At 63.0% G+C, this 18285-nt stretch carries 18 protein-coding genes; 10 read left to right on the top strand and 8 right to left on the bottom strand.

Features of this window, described 5'->3' with window-relative positions:
• Nucleotides 1-7 precede the first annotated feature (7 nt).
• The 5 genes from H1B27_RS31855 to H1B27_RS31835 all read left to right on the top strand — a co-directional run bounded on the left by H1B27_RS31855 (nt 8) and on the right by H1B27_RS31835 (nt 5198).
• Nucleotides 8-769: an SDR family oxidoreductase gene (locus H1B27_RS31855; protein ID WP_197968771.1), complete on the top strand. Its 762-nt coding sequence runs from the start codon at nt 8-10 to the stop codon at nt 767-769.
• A gap of 74 nt (nt 770-843) precedes the next feature.
• The gene (locus tag H1B27_RS31850; protein WP_197968770.1) at nt 844-1638 is read left to right on the top strand and encodes an enoyl-CoA hydratase-related protein; all 795 of its coding nucleotides are present in this window, start codon (nt 844-846) and stop codon (nt 1636-1638) included.
• Nucleotides 1639-1655: 17 nt separating this feature from the next.
• Nucleotides 1656-2897 carry an acetyl-CoA hydrolase/transferase family protein gene (locus H1B27_RS41115; protein ID WP_197968769.1) on the top strand — a complete coding sequence of 414 codons (1242 nt, stop codon included), beginning with the start codon at nt 1656-1658 and terminating at the stop codon, nt 2895-2897.
• Between the two features lie 17 nt (nt 2898-2914).
• A complete protein-coding gene (gene kce, locus H1B27_RS31840; protein WP_197968768.1) occupies nt 2915-3844 on the top strand; it encodes a 3,5-dioxohexanoate:acetyl-CoA acetone transferase in 930 nt (309 codons plus the stop codon).
• A gap of 46 nt (nt 3845-3890) precedes the next feature.
• A complete protein-coding gene (locus H1B27_RS31835) occupies nt 3891-5198 on the top strand; it encodes an enoyl-CoA hydratase-related protein (RefSeq protein WP_197968767.1) in 1308 nt (435 codons plus the stop codon).
• A 75-nt stretch (nt 5199-5273) separates the two neighbouring features.
• Here H1B27_RS31835 and H1B27_RS31830 read toward each other — a convergent pair whose 3' ends face one another.
• Both H1B27_RS31830 and H1B27_RS31825 read right to left on the bottom strand, forming a co-directional pair.
• Entirely contained in the window at nt 5274-6092 is an 819-nt protein-coding gene (locus tag H1B27_RS31830) for an enoyl-CoA hydratase/isomerase family protein (protein WP_197968766.1), read from the bottom strand.
• 37 nt (nt 6093-6129) lie between these two features.
• A complete protein-coding gene (locus H1B27_RS31825; protein WP_197968765.1) occupies nt 6130-7320 on the bottom strand; it encodes a CaiB/BaiF CoA transferase family protein in 1191 nt (396 codons plus the stop codon).
• Between the two features lie 290 nt (nt 7321-7610).
• Between H1B27_RS31825 and H1B27_RS31820 the strand changes: the two genes are divergently transcribed.
• From H1B27_RS31820 to H1B27_RS31805, 4 genes are all read left to right on the top strand, one after another.
• On the top strand, nt 7611-8225 hold the full coding sequence (locus tag H1B27_RS31820) for a histidine phosphatase family protein (RefSeq protein WP_197968764.1): 615 nt from the start codon (nt 7611-7613) through the stop codon (nt 8223-8225).
• A gap of 10 nt (nt 8226-8235) precedes the next feature.
• Complete coding sequence (locus H1B27_RS31815; protein WP_197968763.1) at nt 8236-9321, top strand: acyl-CoA dehydrogenase family protein; 1086 nt, start codon at nt 8236-8238, stop codon at nt 9319-9321.
• A gap of 25 nt (nt 9322-9346) precedes the next feature.
• Nucleotides 9347-10489 (top strand): acyl-CoA dehydrogenase family protein, encoded by a 1143-nt coding sequence (locus tag H1B27_RS31810; RefSeq protein ID WP_197968762.1) that lies wholly within the window; start codon nt 9347-9349, stop codon nt 10487-10489.
• A gap of 262 nt (nt 10490-10751) precedes the next feature.
• Nucleotides 10752-11144 (top strand): MarR family winged helix-turn-helix transcriptional regulator, encoded by a 393-nt coding sequence (locus H1B27_RS31805; protein ID WP_376709012.1) that lies wholly within the window; start codon nt 10752-10754, stop codon nt 11142-11144.
• 23 nt (nt 11145-11167) lie between these two features.
• On the opposite strand, the gene H1B27_RS31800 is transcribed toward H1B27_RS31805, so the two are convergent.
• Complete coding sequence (locus H1B27_RS31800; protein WP_197968789.1) at nt 11168-12349, bottom strand: ABC transporter substrate-binding protein; 1182 nt, start codon at nt 12347-12349, stop codon at nt 11168-11170.
• Nucleotides 12350-12574: 225 nt separating this feature from the next.
• Here H1B27_RS31800 and H1B27_RS31795 point away from each other — a divergent pair, with 225 nt between their 5' ends.
• Nucleotides 12575-13429 (top strand): MaoC/PaaZ C-terminal domain-containing protein, encoded by an 855-nt coding sequence (locus H1B27_RS31795; protein WP_197968760.1) that lies wholly within the window; start codon nt 12575-12577, stop codon nt 13427-13429.
• Nucleotides 13430-13458: 29 nt separating this feature from the next.
• On the opposite strand, the gene H1B27_RS31790 is transcribed toward H1B27_RS31795, so the two are convergent.
• The 5 genes from H1B27_RS31790 to H1B27_RS31770 all read right to left on the bottom strand — a co-directional run bounded on the left by H1B27_RS31790 (nt 13459) and on the right by H1B27_RS31770 (nt 18285).
• A complete protein-coding gene (locus H1B27_RS31790; RefSeq protein WP_197968759.1) occupies nt 13459-14379 on the bottom strand; it encodes a Bug family tripartite tricarboxylate transporter substrate binding protein in 921 nt (306 codons plus the stop codon).
• A gap of 135 nt (nt 14380-14514) precedes the next feature.
• Nucleotides 14515-15111, bottom strand: coding sequence for a histidine phosphatase family protein (locus H1B27_RS31785; protein WP_197968758.1), 597 nt, complete (start codon nt 15109-15111; stop codon nt 14515-14517).
• A gap of 135 nt (nt 15112-15246) precedes the next feature.
• Entirely contained in the window at nt 15247-16398 is a 1152-nt protein-coding gene (locus H1B27_RS31780) for a CaiB/BaiF CoA transferase family protein (protein ID WP_311977307.1), read from the bottom strand.
• Nucleotides 16395-17648, bottom strand: coding sequence for a 3-hydroxyacyl-CoA dehydrogenase (locus tag H1B27_RS31775; protein WP_197968757.1), 1254 nt, complete (start codon nt 17646-17648; stop codon nt 16395-16397). The genes H1B27_RS31780 and H1B27_RS31775 overlap by 4 nt, the downstream gene beginning before the upstream one ends.
• Nucleotides 17623-18285: a nitroreductase gene (locus H1B27_RS31770; protein WP_197968756.1), complete on the bottom strand. Its 663-nt coding sequence runs from the start codon at nt 18283-18285 to the stop codon at nt 17623-17625. Before H1B27_RS31770 ends, H1B27_RS31775 begins: the two co-directional genes overlap by 26 nt.

The following is an 18285-nucleotide window of genomic DNA, read 5'->3' as shown; positions in this document are numbered from 1 at the left end:
ACTTGCGATGCGTGGATTGAAGGACAAGGTAGCGATCGTCACGGGCGGCGGACAAGGCATAGGCCGCGCGCTTAGCCTTCGCCTGGCGCAGGAAGGATGCAAGGTCGCCATTTTCGATCTCAAGCCTGAAGCCGGCGCCGAGACCGCCAAGCTGGCGGGTGCGGGCACCACCATCAAGACCTACGAACTCGACGTGGGCGACTACGCTGCGGTCAAGAATGCCGTGGGCAAGGTCGAAGCCGAACTCGGTCCGATCTGGGCTCTCGTCAACAACGCCGGCTGGGACAAGCCGATGCCCTTCCTCGCGACTGACCAGGCGCTCTGGGACAAGATCATTCGCATCAATATGCTTGGCCCGCTGAATACCCACCACGTCGTTGCGCCGCTCATGGTCGAACGCCGCGCCGGGCGCATCATCAACATCGCGTCTGATGCGGCCCGCGTCGGCACCAGCAACGAAGCCGTCTACTCGGCCTGTAAAGGTGGCCTGATCAGCTTCACCAAATCGGTTGCACGCGAGCTCGCCAGCAAGGGCGTCCTCCTCAACGCGGTTTGCCCCGGCCCGACCAACACGCCGATGATGGCGGCCGTTCTCGGCGAAGGCGAGCAGGCGGTGAAGTGGAAGGACGCGATGGTTCGCGGCATTCCGCTCAAGCGGATGGGTGAGCCGGAGGATTACGCAGGTATCGTCGCATTTCTCGTCTCCGACGACGCTGGCTTCATGACCGGACAGACCATCTCGGTCGCCGGCGGCATGAACATGATCTGACCGCGACCGCGGTCCTCACCATCAAGACTTTCGACCCAGCAGCGCGCCTTTTCGTGCGCGCAAGAGAGGAAACCATGACCAATCTGCCGACATTCGAAGACATCATCTACGAAAAGCGCGACCGCGCCGCCTGGGTCATCATCAATCGCCCCAAGCTCTACAACGCCTTCCGCGCCAAGACGATCGACGAGCTGATCCGCGCGTTCCAGATTGCCGGCGACGACAAGGGCGTATCGAGCATCGTCCTGACCGGCGCAGGCGACAAGGCCTTCTGCACCGGTGGCGATCAAAGCGCGCATGAAGGGCAGTATGACGGCCGCGGCATCGTCGGTCTTCCCATCGACGAATTCCAGTCGATCATCCGCGACGTGCCGAAGCCGGTAATCGCGCGGGTGAACGGCTTTGCCATCGGCGGCGGCAACGTCTTCGCGACGTTGTGCGATCTCACCATCGCGGCGGACACTGCCGTATTTGGCCAGGTCGGACCAAAGGTCGGATCGGTCGATCCGGGTTGGGGCACCGCCCTGCTTGCCCGGCACGTCGGCGACAAGCGCGCCCGTGAGATCTGGTATCTGAACGAGCGCTATAGCGCGCAGCAAGCCTATGAGATGGGCCTGGTCAACAAGGTCGTGCCGGCGGCCGAACTCGACGCAGCGGTCAAGGTCTGGACGGACACGCTTGCGGAGCGGTCACCCACTGCGCTCGCTCTCGCCAAACGGTCGTTCAATGCCGACAGCGAGAACATCCGCGGCATCAGCATGGCTTCACTTTACTCCGTGAAGCTGTTCTACGAGACCGAGGAATCGAAGGAAGGCGTCCGCGCCTTCAACGAGAAGCGCAAACCCGACTTCCACAAATACGCGAAGTGATCGACCGGAGAGCGAACGTGGCGCCTCGTCGCATTGAGCCCGCTTCGCTCGCCTCCGTCCTGCCTCCGGACGGGCGCACCCTGGCGGTCGCCTGTTCCGGAGAATCCCTGCTTCTCGCCGACGCGGTGATGTGCGCCGGCGAGGCCCTCGGTGCCATGACGTTCACCGGCATCTTTGTCCCCGGCTTGAACACTCGGACATATCTCGCCAATCCGCGCTGCCGGGTCGAGACGTTCTTCATGACGCCCGAGCTCAGGGCCGCTGGCGACGCGGTGTCGTTCTTTCCTCTTTGCTATGGCGACATCCTCGCGCGCTTGCGGAAAGTGCAGATAGACGCTGCGCTGTTCATGGTCGCTCCGCCCGATGACAACGGGATGTGCAGTTTCGGTCCCATCGCGGATTTCCTTATCGAAATCTGGCCTCGCATTCCCGTTCGGATCGCCCACATCAATCCTTTAATGCCGAGAACGCGAGGCCATCAAGGCATTCCCTTTTCTGAACTGACAGCGGTGATCGAGGCAGAACAGCGGCTGCTCGGCTTCAGCGAGGGAACGCCTGACTCGGTCGCCCAAACCATCGCTGGCCATGTCGTCGCGTTCATTCCGAACGGCGGGACCGTACAGACAGGACTCGGAAAGATCCCGACCGCCGTCCTGCGCGCTTTGACCCGCCACCGCGACATCAGAATCCATTCCGGACTGATCGGAGATGCCGTCCTCGATCTCGCCGACGCAGGCGCCCTCGCCTCCGGCTGTGCCGTCACCGGTGGCGTCGCCATCGGCTCTCAACGGCTCTATTCCGCCGTCTCAAGCTCCTCCTTCGCGTTCACGCCCGTCTCGAACACCCATGGTCCGAGGGTCGTCGCCGATATCGATCGGTTCGTGGCGGTCAATTCCGCGATCGAGGTCGACCTGTTCGGCCAGGTCTATGCCGAGATGACGACTCAAGGCCTCATTTCGGGGCCGGGCGGCGCCTCGGACTTCGCGCGCGGCGCCTGGTGCGGCGGCGGTCTGCGGATCATCGCACTTCCTGCGACTGCCGCTGGTGGCACCATCAGCCGTATCGTCGGACCGAACGGCGGCGCCGGCCCCGTATCGCTCGGACGCATGGACACCGACATCATCGTTACCGAGAACGGCGCGGCCGACCTCCGCGGGCTCTCTCATCGCGACCGGGCCGAAGCCCTCATCGGGATTGCCGCCGAACATCATCGCAATACTTTGTCGAACAGCTGGACCGCCTTCGAGTCCAGATTCTAAGTGGGAGGATACACATCATGGCGAAGAACAAAGTCATCATCAGTTGCGCCATCACCGGCTCCATCCATACGCCGTCGATGTCGCCGCATCTGCCGGTGACCGCAGAACAGATCGCGAGCTCAGCCCTCGAGGCGGCCGACGCCGGCGCCGCCATCGTCCATCTGCATGCCCGCAATCCCGAGGACGGCCGGCCAGATCAAAGCCCCGAAGCGTTCGAGCCGTTTCTGCGAGTAATCAAGCAGTCGTCGAACGTGGTCGTGAACCTCACGACGGGCGGCTCGCCCTACATGACCGTCGAGGAACGCGTTCGTCCCGCGGCCAAGTGGCGGCCTGAGGTTGCTTCTTTGAATATGGGCTCGATGAATTTCGGGCTCTTCCCGATGCTGAAGCGCTACAAGGAGTTCAAGCACGACTGGGAGCCGGCCATGCTTGAAGGCTCCCACGATCTGGTCTTCCGAAACAGCTTCAAGGACATTCGCTATGCGCTTGAAACGTTGAACGCGACCGGCGCGCGCTACGAGTTCGAGTGCTACGACACCAGCCATCTCTACAATCTGCATTACTTCTTCACCGAGGGTCTGGTTCAGGCGCCCTTGTTCATCCAGACCTGCTTCGGCCTGCTCGGCGGCATCGGCGCGCATCCCGACGACGTCATGCACATGAAGCGTACGGCCGACCGTCTGTTCGGAAACTCCTATCGCTGGTCCGTGCTTGGCGCAGGTCGCAATCAGATGCCCGTCGCGGCCATGGCTGCGTCCATGGGCGGGCACGTCCGTGTCGGCCTCGAAGACAGCTTGTGGGTCGGCGCCGGTCAGCTCGCGACCTCGAATGCGGCGCAGGTGCGCCAGGTTCGCAAGATCATCGAAGGCCTTGGCCTGGAAGCGGCGACCGCCGACGAGGCTCGGGAGATCCTCTCGCTCAAGGGTGGCGACCGGGTCGGATTTTGATCGCCCCGTACCCCTCGCTCCCCTCAAGAAGACAAGGGAATACTCCATGACGCTGGCACCGCCCAAGTTCGAACAGTTCCGGCTCGAATTGAAAGACAACGGCCTCGCTCACCTCATATTCGACGCGCCCGGCCGCACGATGAACGTGTTTTCGGAAGCCGCCATCGTCGAGCTCGGCGCATTCGCCCGCTGGCTCGCGCAGAGCGACGTACGAGGCGTCGTCGTTCGATCCGGCAAGAGCAGCGCATTCTGCGCCGGCGCCGATCTCACCGAGCTCGGCGTCGCCTACGACATGATCATGGCGAAGCCTGCTCACGCTCGGTTTAATGCCGCTTACGATCATTTCTTCCGCCTGAGCCTGGCCATCCGCGCCTTGGAAAGCTGTGGCAAGCCCGTCGCGTCCGCCATCGCGGGGCTCGCCTTCGGCGGTGGCTGCGAACTTGCGCTCGGTACGCACTACCGCGTGCTGACCAACGATCCGCGAGCAGCGCTCGGCCTGCCTGAATCCCTGGTCGGCCTGTTGCCGGGCGGAGGCGGTACTCAGCGCCTGCCACGGCTAATCGGCGTTGAACGCGCTCTCCCGGTGCTTCTGGAGGGCGCAAGGCTCTCAGGCACTGCAGCTCTGGAAGGTGGGCTGGTCGACGCGCTCGTCGCCCCTGGCGAGGAAGTGGCGGCCGCGGAATCCTGGCTGCTCTCGACGCCGACCGCTCAGCAACCGTGGGATCGCGCGGATTGGAAGGATCCGTCGCCGCTCGAGGTGAGCAAGCTTCTCGGCCCCGTCCGCGAGCGCGTGCTTGCGGAAACGCTCGGGCACTATCCAGCGCCCCTTGCGATCCTCGATTGCGTCGAGTTCGGCCTGCCGCAATGTTTTGATGGCGCCATTCGCAGCGAAATGGCGATTTTCTCCCATCTGATCCAACGGGCCGAAGCTCGCAACATGATCCAGACCCTTTTCCTCGGTCGAACCGATCATGATCGGATAGCAAAGTCCGGCGAACGACCTGCCTTCATCGCAGATTTCGTCACCACGACGAAATCGGTGCTAGAGCAGGCAAGCCCGAGCGACGAACTCCTCGCGACGCTCGGTTTCACGCGGCCCGGTTTGCCGGGCGTGCCGGCGCTTCGGCGCAGTGCAGGCGCGGGCTATTGGCTGGACCAATCGGATCCGGATCCTCGGCGCCAGCCCGCGCTGGCACTGATGCAGCGCCTGAGTCAGGCGGTCCTCCCGCTGACATTCGATTTGACCGCTGAGCAGCTTCGCATGGCGGACTACGCCGTCGTACGCGAGCTCGGTTATCCCGCCTATCTGGGCGGCCCCTGTGCTTTCGGCCAACGCGAAGCATCCGCGTCCTGACGATCGCTCAAGGACCGCTGATCCAACGCCTCAAGCGTTGCCAGCGGGCGCGAAGCACGAAGCTCGCGTCCCATCCTAGAGATCGCTATAGCTCGGCTCCCGCTTCTCCCGGAACGCCGCCACGGCTTCGCGGTGGTCGGCCGTTTCGAGCAGCATGACCTGCTGACGGTCCTCCATCGCGAGCGCGGTCTCCAGGCCCGGCGCGTCGATCAGCGCGTTGAGCGTCTGCTTTGTCATGCGCAAGCCCATGGGCGCTGTCCGCAGCAGGTCGCCGGCATAGGCCAAGCCCGTGGCCAGCAATTGATCGGCCGGCACGACGTCGCTGACCAATCCAACCGCCTTGGCTCTTTCGGCCTCGATAAATCGGCCGCTCAGCAGCAGCTCCGAAGCCACGGACAATCCGATCAATCGCGGCAGCAGATAGCCCGATCCCATGTCGCAGCCACCGACGCCGACGCGAATATAGGCGGCATTCATCCGTGCATGCGGGGAGGCAAAGCGCACGTCGGCGGCGAGCGCCAGGGAAAAGCCGGCTCCGCACGCCGCCCCCTGAACCAATGCGACGATGGGCTGAGGACAGCTCCTCATCAGCCGAATGACGCCGGAGTATTGCTGCTGCATTCGCAGCTGGCGCTGCGGCCGCCCCTCTCCGGGCTTGGCGAAGGCCTCTGAACCAAGCTCCGCGCCGGCGCAAAATGCGCGGCCGTTGGCACGAAGGATCACCACACGTGTCCTGAGCTTGTCGTGCAGTGAAGAAAAATAGGTGGTTAGCTCCGCGGCCATCGCCGGCGTCACCGCATTCAGCGCATCCGGCCGGTTCAACGACACAATGTCGATCCCGGGCCGCTCCTCGATCATGATCGTGGTGAAATTGTTCGCCGTTGGCTCGCTCATCGATATCCTCCCTCTCTCGTCCTTCTACGCGCATACCTCATCCGATGATGCCGGCGCCGCTCAACGACTCGATCTGCTCCGACGACATGCCGAGTTCGGACAGCACTTCGTCCGTATGCTGGCCGAGCTCAGGCGGCGGCTTTCCCGCCGTCCGCGCCTGGCCGTTGATACGGACAGGGTGTGCCACGCCCTTCAGATGCCCGGCCGCGGCATGATCGTATTCGACGATGATCCCACTGGCGTCGGTATGCGGATGGCTCAGCACTTGGGCGAGCGAGTTGATCGGCGAACAGGGCACGCCGGCCGCCGCCAGCACCTCGTTCCACGCCGCGGCAGAGCGCGACATCAGCGCCTTCTGCACAAGGCGGAGCGTCTCTGCCCTGTTTTGAACCCGATCGGCATTGGTCCGGAAACGCGGGTCGTTCACGATCTCGGTGAGCCCCACAACGCCGCAGAACTTCCGCCACAGATTGTCGTTCGCCACGCCGATCATGATCGGTCCGTCGCCGGTTTCGAAGGCCTGATAGGGACACAGCGACTCGTGGCTCGAACCGCATTTTGCCGGCTGGACCCCGCGCTCCCAAAAGGTCTGCAGATTATAACCAAGCAGCCCCATCGCGGTCTCGAACAGCGACACCTGAACCGTTCCGCCTTGCCCGGTCTTCTCCCGTGCATAGAGCAGCCCGAGAATCCCGCTGAATGCATGCACACCGGTCATCTGGTCAATCGGCGAGATTGGGCTGCGGATATATCCTCCGCCCTCGTCGCCCGTCATCGCCATGATGCCGCAAAAGGCCTGAAGGATCACATCATAGCCGGGCGCATTCTTCAAAGGACCATCTCGGCCGAAGCCCGAGATGCTGCAATGGATCAGTCGCTCATTCAGCGGACGCAGTGTCGCAGCGTCGATTCCGAGACGTTCGGCAACGCCCGAGCCGAAACTCTCGATCGCCACATCAGCCCTCCTCGCCAATTCATGCGCGATTTCCCGACCGCGGTCGGTCTTGAGATCGATGGCGATGCTGCGCTTGTTGCGGTTCGCGCTGAGAAACACCGTTCCGAAGCCTGGCGCAGGAAATGGGGGCCATCCCCGGGTTTCGTCGCCCTGCCCCTTCATTTCGACCTTGATGACATCCGCCCCAAGGTCGCCGAGATACTGGCTGCATAGTGGGCCCGCCAGCACCTTGGAGAAATCCAGCACCTTGATCCCTGCGAGAGGCTTCGACATGGACATGTCCTCAATGATCCGCGCCGTCCATTGATACGCTGGCGTACTTGATCTGTAAATCACACATCAGGAAGCGCATGCATGCGATGGCCGCACGGCGATCCGTAGCGGGCTCAGTCTCCTGCAAACTCGCTTGAAAACAGCAAGATAAGCGAACGAGACATCGGAAGCAGCGGCGGCCCCTCCACTCGCTTGACAGATTAGTTCACTACTATACCATCTTTTAAAACAATGACGGTCCAACCTGCCGCTCGCGGGTTGCTGCCGGAGAAGCGCATCTGGGACGGACCATGAAAATCATTCTTGTGCGCCACGGCCGGCCGGACGAGAACGATTCCGCGAACCCCGGCGATCCGCCCTTGAACAACGACGGACGGCGGCAAGCGGGCGCCATCGCCGACCTTCTCAGTTTAGAAACCATCGACCGCATCGTCGCGAGCCCGTTGCGGCGTGCTCGGCAAACGGCGGAGCCGCTGGCGCAACGCATCGGCAGGCGAATCGACGTCGTCGACGGCTGGGCCGAGGCTGACCGGTTCGGTGCGCGATATCGCTCCACCGAAACGTTGCGCGGTCTGGGGCAGGAAGAATGGAAGCGCTTCCTGACAGACCCGATCCGCTATCTCGGAGGAGATCCCAATCGTTTCCAGGCCGAGGTCCTCGGCGCCCTCAAGACCATCGCCGCCGAAGGCCACACAACACAGAAGGTTGCGATCTTCACTCACGGCATGCCCATCAACGTCGTGCTCTCGCGGGCACTCGCATTGAACGGCTTCGTGCATTTCCTTCCGGGTTACGGCTCGGTCACCCGCCTCCGCCTGCGCAGCGACGGAGGCATTGGCATCATCAGCATCAACGAGAGCGCTCACCACGCACTCGCGACGCCGATAGCATCAACAGGCTCATGAGGAGTTCCAGGTGATTTCGTTCGAATTGAGCGAGGAACAGGAGATCGCCCGCTCGGCCGCCTCCGGCCTGGCGCGATCTACGCTCGCGCCAGCTGCCCGCGCCGCGGATGAAGCCGCGCAAATTCCTTCCTCCGCACTCAATGGGGCCTGGGCGCTGGGCATCGTACAGGCCGTTGCCGACCCCGCGTTTCGGACGATGGAGCAGCCGACCGTCCTGAACGCGCTCGTCCTCGAAGAACTCGCGGCCGGAGACGCAACCGTGGCGGCCGCCATCGCCGCGTCCGTCGGCTTCGCCAAGGCCGTCGCCGAGCAAGGATCCGATCGGCAGCGCGCAGAATTGCTCCCGCCGTTCGTCTCTGACGTTCCGCGGTTCGCTGCGGTGGTCGAGCTCGACGGCCCCTTGGCCGATGACACGGCGGCAAACGCCAGCGTCACGCGAGTAGCCGATGGATTTCGGCTGCGAGGCGGTGCGACAATGGTGCTGCTCGCAAAGCCCAGCACTCACCTGCTAACGCTGGTCAAGTGCGATGGCCGCGACGAGGCGCTCATTGTCCCGCTCGATACGGACGGCGTGCGCGTCTCGAAAATCCATGGCACGCTTGGGCTGCGCGGCCTCGATTGGGCATCGGTCGCATTCAACGGCGTTACGGTTCCCGCATCCATGCGTCTCGGCGAAACTGCCAGCGCCAATGTCCAGCGTATCCGCGACGCGTCCCGGATCGCCCTCTGCGCGATGCTTTCAGGACTGTCACGCGCTGTGTTCGACTTCGCTCTTCCCTACAGCAAGACCCGCATCGTCCACGGCGAGGCCATCGCCCGCAAGCAGGCCATCGCATTCAAGCTGGCGGACATGCATGTCGCGATCGATGCGATGCGCTGGATGGGACTGAAGGCGGCAGCCGAGCTGGATAGAAGTCCCGAGGCGCCGCGCAGCGCACGCCTGGCGCAGCTCTATGCGAGCGATGCCGCCATGCGCATCGCCGATGAGGGCGTGCAGGTGTTCGGCGGCCACGGCTTCGTCCGCGACCTTCCGCTGGAGATGTGGTACCGCAACGCCCGCTCCCTGTCGGTTCTCGATGGCCTGGTCGGCGCATGACTGGCGGAATTCGGAGAGACCCCTCATGATCAGCTTTGAGTTCACCGAGCGCGACCGCCAATTGATCGAAGAGGCACGTCGTCAGGCAAAGTTGGCGGCCAAATATGCCCGCGATTTCGAGGACGCCGAGGACAGCCTTCTGCCGCACGCCTACCCCGAAGCGGATGGATGCCCCGACGTGCGAGCTCTGCTCGAGGCCTTTGTCCAGGAAACCAGCGGGCACAAGATCATCAACGCGCTCCTGTACCTCGAAGATTGGTATGGTGGCGTTCCGCTGCGCGAGCACAGATATTCGCTCGGTAACACCGTGCTGAAGATCGCCGGAACGGCCGAGCAATATGACCGTTGGCACGACCGAACCATCGCGATCGGGTTGACCGAGCCGGTTGGCGGTTCCGATCCGGCTTCGGTGAGGACCACGGCGCGGTTCGATCCGGTCAGCCGCAACTGGATCATCAACGGCGAGAAGATTTTCATTACCTACGCTGAAGGATGCGACGCGGTCCTCGTCCTCGCGCGCGTGCTGCATCCGGATCAGCCGCAGCGCCTGTCCACCTTCATCGTCGAAAAGGGTACACCGGGATTCAACGTCGGTCCTCAGATCCGGAAGATGGGCATCCGTTGGGAAGATACTGCGGCGCTTTCCTTCGCCGATTGCTCGGTTCCGGCCTTCAATCATGTCGACGGCGACCTGAAGAAGACGCTCCAATCGTTTAGCGAATCCCGTCCGGTCGTCGCGGCTTACGCTCTGGGCGTTTCGCGGGCGGCGCTCGACTACACCTGGATCCAGCTTGGCAACGCCGGCGTCGAGCCCGACTATAATGCGCGGCTGGCGACGCAGCCGATGGCGGCCGCCCGCCTCCTGTCTCTGGAGGCTGAATGGGAAGCAACCTGGCTTACCGTGGTCCGTGCCAAGTGGATCGAGCAGCGAGAGGGGCCGGGCAAGGTCGAGTCGTCCATGGCCAAAGCCATGGGCGGGATGTTGGCACGCCGCGTCACCCAGGCCTGCATCGACGTCCTCGGCGCCGCGGGTCTCTCCGCCGCCGGTCCCCTGGAAAAGCTGTTCCGCGATGCGCGGATCTTCGATATCTACGAGGGGACCGGGGAAATCCAGCGGCTAATCATTGCCCGCCATATCCTCGGCTATTCGCCCAAAGAGCTTAACTAAAGGGCAGCGTGCGCATCGCTATATACCCTCCAGCTTGGCCCCGGAGGGCTGAGGGGCCGTTTCTTGATCGCCCGTTGAAATACGCTAGTGTATGGTATGAGCTCTGCGGTCCCATCGGGCCTGCTCCGAGGGACACTGGATGGTTGATCAGCCGGCCTGGGATCTGCGACTCGGATACCTCATTCATGACGTGTCGCGACTGAGGAGGATGATGTTCGATCGCGCCCTTGCGCCGCTCGGCATTACCCGTTCGCAATGGTGGGTGCTGGCGTTCATTTCCCGCAAGGACGGCCTGCCCCAGGTCCAGTTGGCCAACGAGCTCGATGTCGGCAAGGTTGCAGTGGGTGCCCTGATCGACCGCTTGGAATCCTCAGGATTTGTGGTCCGTCACCCCGATCCGGTCGACCGGCGTGTCAAACGCGTCTTCGTGACCAAGCAAGCCAAGGGCTTCCTCGAACGAATCCGCAAGGAGACCGACAAGTTCAACGCCAGTATCGCCAAAGGCATCGACCGCAAGGAACTGGAAGCCGCCTCCCACGCCCTGCTGGCCATGAAGCGCAACCTGCTCGCCTTGTCTGACGTCAACGCGTCCAACGGAACAAAGGAGGAGCCGGTCACCAAGCCGAAGCCGCGACGGCGGCGGCGCGCCGCCTAGTCTCCCCAGAGCCCGGCGCCGGCCTAGCGTGGCTTATGACTGTCGGCATCGAGAAGATGCCAAGTCGATCCTTCGAACCGCATCAACCGCCAGTTCTTGATGGGAGCGAAGTCGTCCGGCGACGTATGCAGGCGAATTCCGGGCAACAGCATCCCCAGCTCGACATCCTTGAGATTTGCAGCAACTCTCATGACGTTCTCTCGCGAGAGATCATCGCCGCACTGCTTCAGCACATGAACCAGTGCCTGTGCCGTATTGTAGCCGTTGACAATTAACGTATCGCTGCGGTCCGCGGCAGGAAGATACTGGTCCACGAATTCACTGAATGTGACAAACCCGGCGTCGGCTTTCCACGCTGGGTCGTTCGGATCCTTGAAATAAGCCGCGGAAATCGCGCCCTGAGCGGTTTCGATGCCCGCCGGCTTGATCACGCTCCCGATTGAGGCCGATACGTAGCTCAGAATGTGCAACGGCCGCCAGCCGATTTCCGCCATCCGCTTGAGGACTTGGGCGGCGAACTTCGGCGTTGCGACGTCGAGCAGCACGTCGGCGCCAGTCGCCTTCAGCTTGACGAGATGAGAGTCAATGGTCGGCTCCGATACGTCGAACGGCTCTTCAGTGACGATCATCGATTGCGCTTTCAGGCCTAGCCCTCGCTTCAGTCCCCGAACGTAGTCCCTGCCGAGATCATCGTTCTGAAACAGGATCGCGATCCTTGCCTCGGGCCGATGTTCCAGAAGATACTTTGCGTAGAATTCCGCCTCGGTCTCGTAGCTGGGCGTGAATCCGATCGTCCACGGGAAATTCCTGGGATCGTTCCACTTCGCAGCTCCGCTCGACACGAACAGTTGCGGCACTTTCTTCGCGTTAAGGTACTTCTGGACCGCGGTGTTCGTTGCCGTTCCCATGGCGTTGAACACCAACAGCACCTCGTCGCTCTCGACCAGCCGGCGCGTCTGCTCGACGGTCTTGGGCGGCGAGTAGCCGTCGTCATACGACAAAAACGTGATCTTGCGGCCGTTGATGCCACCCTCCTCGTTGATTTTCCTGAAATAGGCCGCCTCCGTCTTGGCGACCATGCTGAAGGCAGACGCCGGTCCACTGTAGGGCGACGTGTTTCCGATCTTGATCTCGGTGTCGCTGACGCCGGGTCCGTATCTCTTGTCAGCAGCCAAGACCCACCCGCAGGAAACGATCGTAGCCATCGCGATGCAGACGGCAGCCAGGAGATTTCGTCCGAAGGTTCGGGCTTTCGTTCCGACGGTCGCGTCCCATGACCGTGCGCCCGGCGCCGACCGTTGATCGAGACCTCGCATGACATTGCTCCCATCCGCAGCGCACTGACATCAGTCGTTTTATTTAGTACACTATCGTACTATAAGGAGACTTTCCTGGAAGCAACTGCCAACCTGCGCAATCCGGAGCATCACGTGAACCTGGAAGCCGTCCGCAATTTCCGCTTCAACTCCGTCTCCCAAGACTTCAGCCGCCGCGACACGATCCTGTACGCACTCGGTCTCGGCTTCGGCTCCGATGCGCTCGATCCCGATCAATTGCGTTTCCTGCTCGAAGACAGGCTCGTGGCCGTCCCGTCGATTTGCTGCGTTCTTGCGCATCCTGGCCGTTGGGTCGCAGCGCCCGAACTGGCCATCGACTGGATCAGGCTGCTGCACGGAGAGCAGACTTTCGAGATTCACCACCCGATTCCGCCCGAAGGCTCCGTCAAGGGCGACTATCAAATTGCCGCGGTCGAGGACAAGGGCGTGGACAAAGGAGCCATTCTTCACCTCGTGAAAACCCTGAGCGACGCAGCGACGGGAGCACGCCTCGCAACCGTCCGCTCGGTGCTGTTCCTTCGCGGCGATGGCGGCTGCGGCGGCTTTGGCGTCCCGGGCCAGTCCGCCGGGCCGCTGCCGGGCAGTCCGCCGGCGCTCACACTGGAAATTTCGACGCTGCCGCAATCGGCGCTGATCTACCGGCTCAGTGGCGACTACAACCCCATTCACGCCGATCCGGAGGCTGCTCGCAAGGCAGGGTTCGAACGGCCCATCCTGCACGGGCTCTGCACATTCGGGGTCGCGACCCGTGCCATCCTGTCCGCTTTTGCCGGCAACGCTCCGGAGCGGCTCCAATCGCTTTCAGTTCGCTTCAGCCGCCCCGTATTCCCGGGCGAGACGATCCGCACCGAGTTTTTCCCCTCCGGCGACGAAATCCGCTTTCGCTCGATTGCGGTTGAGCGCAACCTCGTCGTGCTCGATCGCGGCACGGCTCGCTTGACGATGTGAGGCCGCTCCACGCGCGGCCGCGCGCCAAATTATTTCTTTTCGATCTTCGCGATTTCCACGATCTGCGCCCATCGCCTGGTATCCGCGTCGGCGAACGCGCCGAGTTCGGCCGGCGTCGTCATGAACGGCTTGGCGCCAACCGATTCCAGATAGGCGCGTGTCTCCGCGCGCTCCAGAAACGCGACCACAAGACGGTTGAGTCGATCGACGACATCAGGCGGCGTCTCCGACCGCACGAACACGCCGACCCAGGCGGTTAGCTCCGATCTCTGCAGCCCGATTTCCTTCATCGTGGGCGCATCCGGGAGGCTCGCAATCCTCTCCCCGCTGGTGACGGCGAGCACCCGAAGCTGGTGATCCTGAATCAGCCCTTGGGCACTGGCTGGGTCGGCGAAAACACAATCGATCTGACCGCTCAGCAAATCCGTCAGCGCTTGCGGCATGCCGCGATAGGGCACGTGCTGCATCTGGATGCCGACGTCATAGCGAAATAGTTCGGCGGCGCCCCTGCTCGATGTGTTTCCGCTGCCGAAGGACAAGGGCTGCGCGCGCATCTTTGCGAGTGCGACGAATTCTGCGACGGTTCGCGCCGGGAAGTCGTTCTTGACGGTGAGCAGCAATGGAATGCTCATGACGCCCGCAACCGGCGCAAAGTCCGCCTTGGGGTCAAAGGGCATCGCATTGAACAGATTGACGTTGGCAGCATGGGTCGAGTTCGTGGTGACAAACACGCTGTAGCCGTCCGCATCCGCCCTCAGCACCGACAACGCGGCGAGATTGCCGTCGGCGCCCGGCTTGTTCTCCACCAGGACCGTCACGCCGGCCTGGTTCTGGATGCTCTCGGCGAGGCGCCTAGTCACGCCGTCGGTCGCGCTGCCGGCCGGAAACGGCACCGTCAAGGTCACGCGCCGCGAGGGAAACGTCTCCGCGCAGGCGCTTTGCGCAATCATCGTCGTGGAACTCACGGCTAAGGCAAGACAGGTAATTGCGAGCATGCGAATTGTCATGAAAGACGGCTCCGAGGGGACAGCTTCAACACAGGCGACATTGCTCCGCCGCACGGCTCGTGGCCAGCGGATGCCACACTAGCGATATTCGTCGTTGATGCATTCAACCGCCAGATCGGCAAGCGTCGTGCCGGATATGCGCGTTAGGGAACAATGACCGATCCGCAACTTGCTTCGACTTTCGAGCCTGAGGGCGTGCTGCACCAGAACCTTGATCGGGGTGCCGTGGCTGAAGGCCGCGATGACGCGCGCTCGCGAAGCCAGCAGTTGCTCGCATGCGCGAAGTACCGTGGCATTGAATTCGGCCTCATCCTTTCCGAAGAACGCAGCGGGCGATGCCAGGAACTCCGTCCATCGATCCGGATACTCGCGCTTGATGGTCTCGGGCGAGCGGTAGCGGTCGGTGTGCAAGTCGACCTCGGCAAGCCCATCAACAATTTCGACCGGCAGATCGATCAGGGCCGCCAGCGGCTCCGCCGTCAGACGCGCCCGCCGCTGCGGGCTCGACACGATCCGATCGATACCCTCGCCGGCGAGCATCTCGGCGACACGGCGCGCCTGCAACGCCCCCTCGCCGGTCAAGGGAGGATCGCCGGGATCCAGCGGATTTCCCTCGTGCGGCTGGCCGTGCCTGACGAGAATGAGGCGGGTCGCACCAAGGAGCTTTTCAGCCATCTCGTTCTCCGCTCGAAGCGCATCGGCAGGTTTTGCTCCGAAAATCGGCCGCCGCAATCAAGCGGCGGCCAAGTCACGGGAGAGCAGGCATACCGGCCTGCCAGCGGAACCTTTGATTCCGAAAATTCGCATCGTTCAGAGATCAGCCATCGCGCCGGCGGCCACCAAAGCCTGACGATCCCCGGGGGAAATCCCCCAGTCCACCAGGGCCGCGCGGCCATCCGCGCCGGGGCGCGGTGCCGGTCGCGCGAGTTCGGATACGGTGCGCGAAAACCGGGGCGCCGGACTTGGATGGCGGACACCGTCAAACATGGCGTAGACGTCGCGCGTCTTCATCTGCGGATGCGACGGCGCTTCGTCGATGGTCAGTACCGGAGAAAGGCAGGCGTCACGTCCTGTGGCTGCTGCGACCCATTCATCCCTCGTCCGCGACGCGAAGACGCGCGCAAACACGCTGCGCATCATGGGCCATGCCGATCGATCGTTCTGCGCTGGCATCTGCCTCTGATCCAGACCCATGACCTCAATGAGATTGGCGTAGAAGTGCGGTTCGATAGCCCCGACCGCGACGTACTTCCCGTCTTTGGTCTCGTAGGTACGGTAGAACGGCGCCCCGCCATCCACGATGTTGTCTGCACGTTTCTCCGACCATGTGCCCTGTTGGCGAAACGCCTGGAATGCCGACATGAGATGGGTGACCCCATCGATCATGGCGACGTCGATCGTTTGTCCTCGCCCCGATCGCTTCGCTTCCCATGCCGCCGCCAGCACGCCGACGACGAGATATAGAGCGCCTCCGCCCAGATCGGCCACCAGGTTGAGCGGCGGCGGCGGCGGCCGATCATCATCACCGAGGCAGTGCAGCGCGCCCGTCAGCGCCAGGTAATTGATATCGTGCCCAGCCTCCTTCGCCAGCGGTCCGGACTGCCCCCAGCCCGTCATGCGTGCGTAGATCAGCGACGCATTGGCGGCATGGCATGCCGCTGGCCCCAGCCCCAGTCGTTCCATCACACCCGGCCGGAAGCCCTCTACGAGGATGTCTGCCTGCTCCAACAACTTGAGGATGGTCGCGACCGCCTCCGGCTTCTTTACGTCCAACGCGATCGAGCGCTTGCTTCGATTGTAGAAGTCGAACCGCGGCGGCAATTCCGGCTCGCTCCCCGGCTTGAGAATGCGATCGATCCGCAACACGTCCGCCCCCAGATCTCCCAGCAGCGCGCAAGCGAACGGCGCCGGGCCGATGCCTCCCATTTCAACGACACGAAAACCATCGAGCGGTCCCGTCACGATTCACTCTCCGTCTTTCGATATTTCGACAATCCGGTGCCATCGCGCGCGAGCTCGCGCAACCACGGGCTCGGCGCAAACCGCTCACCATGGGCAGCCGCGAACCGAGCGCATAGTTCGACGAACTCGTTGATGCCGAATGCCTCGATCCAGCTCGCAATCCCTCCCGAAGATTTTGGAAATCCGAGACCGAGCACAGAGGCTGTATCGGCGTCATCCGCGCTGGAGATGGTCCCCTCCTCGAGGCAGCGCATGGCCTCGCGCGCTTCGGCGGCGAGCAGACGCAGTTTCACAGTTCGCGTGTCGGGCTGGCCGTCTGCTCGCGGATAGAGCGAAACGAGACCGGCCCATAGCTTGCGTTCGCCGCTTGCCGGCCAATCGTAGAAACCGCCGCCACGACCGCGACCGCATCGTCCGCTCTCGACTAGCACTTTGAGCACGGGCTCTGCCAAAGGCCGACAGAAGCGCGCTTGCTGGCCGTCGGTGCGGGCTTGCCTCGCTTGCTGCAAATTCAGCGCGATCCCGGTCTCGTCCAGAGTTGCCAGCGGGCCGATCGCGCGACCGGCGGCGATCGCAGCCGCTTCAATGCGCTCGGCTTCGACGCCCTCCTGCAGCATGCAGACGGCCTCGTCAAGATAGGCGGCGAAGACGCGCGTTGCAAAGAAGGATGGACCATCGCGGACGACGATCGGCACCTTGCCGATCGCCTTCACGAAGGCAAGACCGTCTTGCAAGGCAGGCTCCAAAGTTCGCCTCCCCCGGACAACCTCAACCAAGGGCATGCGTTCGGCGGGGGAAAAGAAGTGCAATCCCAGGAACCGCTCCGGACGGCGCAGCGCCGTCGCAAGACCCGACACCGCTAGCCCCGACGTGTTGGTCGCTACGACCGTGTCGGTTGTGATCGCCTGCTCGATCTGCTGCAGCACGCCCGCTTTCGTGGACCGGTCTTCTGCCACGCTCTCAATGACAAGGCCGCATCGACCCAACTCTTGCGGCGTGAAGGGCCTGATTGAGATCAGGTCCAGTATCCGACGGCTTTTGTCCTCCGACATCCGGCCCCGGCGGACCTGACGCTCGACCGACGTTCGGATGCGTGCTGTCGTGTCCGACGCCCGGTCTGTATTCCTCGCGCAAAGGACGACTTGCCGCCCGGCTGCCGCTACGGCTTGAGCGATGCCGCCCCCCATGAGGCCGGCTCCGACGATCCCAACCGGGTTTGCCGCATCAGCGATGGAATTGGACCACATCATTGATCTCTGCGCGGCCGACACGAGCCGTGTTCGCTTTCACGTCTGGGTCTTCGTATCCGAACGATATTCCAAAGAGCAATTTCAAGTTCGAGGGCACACCGAGATGGTCGCGAACCACATCCGGAAACAGGCCGAGAGCCCCTTGCGCGCAGGACGCAATTCCGTACGCCGTCAGCAGAAGCATCACGCTCTGCGCGTACATGCCGATATCGGTCGCCTCACGCGTATCGAACGGTTCGGACATGAAGATGAACACCGCATGGGGCGCGTCGAAGAAGGCGTGGTTACGCATATAAGCCATCTTCCGGCCGACCGCGTCATGACGCTCGATGCCCATGGCCCCGTACAACGTCCTCGCCGCATCGACCTGACGCTCGCGATAGATGCCGGTGAACACGCCGTCGGCAGGCCAGTCCGGCTTGATCGGCTCGTCGCGCATCCCTGCCGACGTCAGCGCCTCACGCAGCCGCTTCAACGTTTGCCCCGAGACGACGTGGGGCGACCAGGGCTGAACATTGCAGTTGGACGGCGACCACTGCGCCACCGCAAAAATCTTGCGGAGGACATCGTCGGAAACCTCGCGCTGGAGAAATCCCCGGACCGAGCGCCTCGTCCGGATCGCTTCCTCAACGCTCAT

Source organism: Bradyrhizobium diversitatis (assembly GCF_016031635.1).
GTDB classification, from domain to species: Bacteria; Pseudomonadota; Alphaproteobacteria; order Rhizobiales; family Xanthobacteraceae; genus Bradyrhizobium; species Bradyrhizobium diversitatis.
Note: the sequence above shows the minus strand (reverse complement) of the source record. Positions and strands in the feature narration are given on the sequence as shown.

Excerpts from the sequence above, each read along its gene's own strand:
- H1B27_RS31855 (WP_197968771.1), top strand. The coding sequence starts at position 8 with ATGCGTGGATTGAAGGACAAGGTAGCGATCGTCACGGGCGGCGGACAA.
- H1B27_RS31850 (WP_197968770.1), top strand. The coding sequence starts at position 844 with ATGACCAATCTGCCGACATTCGAAGACATCATCTACGAAAAGCGCGAC.
- kce (WP_197968768.1), top strand. The coding sequence starts at position 2,915 with ATGGCGAAGAACAAAGTCATCATCAGTTGCGCCATCACCGGCTCCATC.
- H1B27_RS31835 (WP_197968767.1), top strand. The coding sequence starts at position 3,891 with ATGACGCTGGCACCGCCCAAGTTCGAACAGTTCCGGCTCGAATTGAAA.
- H1B27_RS31830 (WP_197968766.1), bottom strand. The coding sequence starts at position 6,092 with ATGAGCGAGCCAACGGCGAACAATTTCACCACGATCATGATCGAGGAG.
- H1B27_RS31825 (WP_197968765.1), bottom strand. The coding sequence starts at position 7,320 with ATGTCGAAGCCTCTCGCAGGGATCAAGGTGCTGGATTTCTCCAAGGTG.
- H1B27_RS31820 (WP_197968764.1), top strand. The coding sequence starts at position 7,611 with ATGAAAATCATTCTTGTGCGCCACGGCCGGCCGGACGAGAACGATTCC.
- H1B27_RS31810 (WP_197968762.1), top strand. The coding sequence starts at position 9,347 with ATGATCAGCTTTGAGTTCACCGAGCGCGACCGCCAATTGATCGAAGAG.
- H1B27_RS31800 (WP_197968789.1), bottom strand. The coding sequence starts at position 12,349 with ATGGCTACGATCGTTTCCTGCGGGTGGGTCTTGGCTGCTGACAAGAGA.
- H1B27_RS31790 (WP_197968759.1), bottom strand. The coding sequence starts at position 14,379 with ATGATTGCGCAAAGCGCCTGCGCGGAGACGTTTCCCTCGCGGCGCGTG.
- H1B27_RS31785 (WP_197968758.1), bottom strand. The coding sequence starts at position 15,111 with ATGGCTGAAAAGCTCCTTGGTGCGACCCGCCTCATTCTCGTCAGGCAC.
- H1B27_RS31775 (WP_197968757.1), bottom strand. The coding sequence starts at position 17,648 with ATGATGTGGTCCAATTCCATCGCTGATGCGGCAAACCCGGTTGGGATC.
- H1B27_RS31770 (WP_197968756.1), bottom strand. The coding sequence starts at position 18,285 with ATGAGCGTTGAGGAAGCGATCCGGACGAGGCGCTCGGTCCGGGGATTT.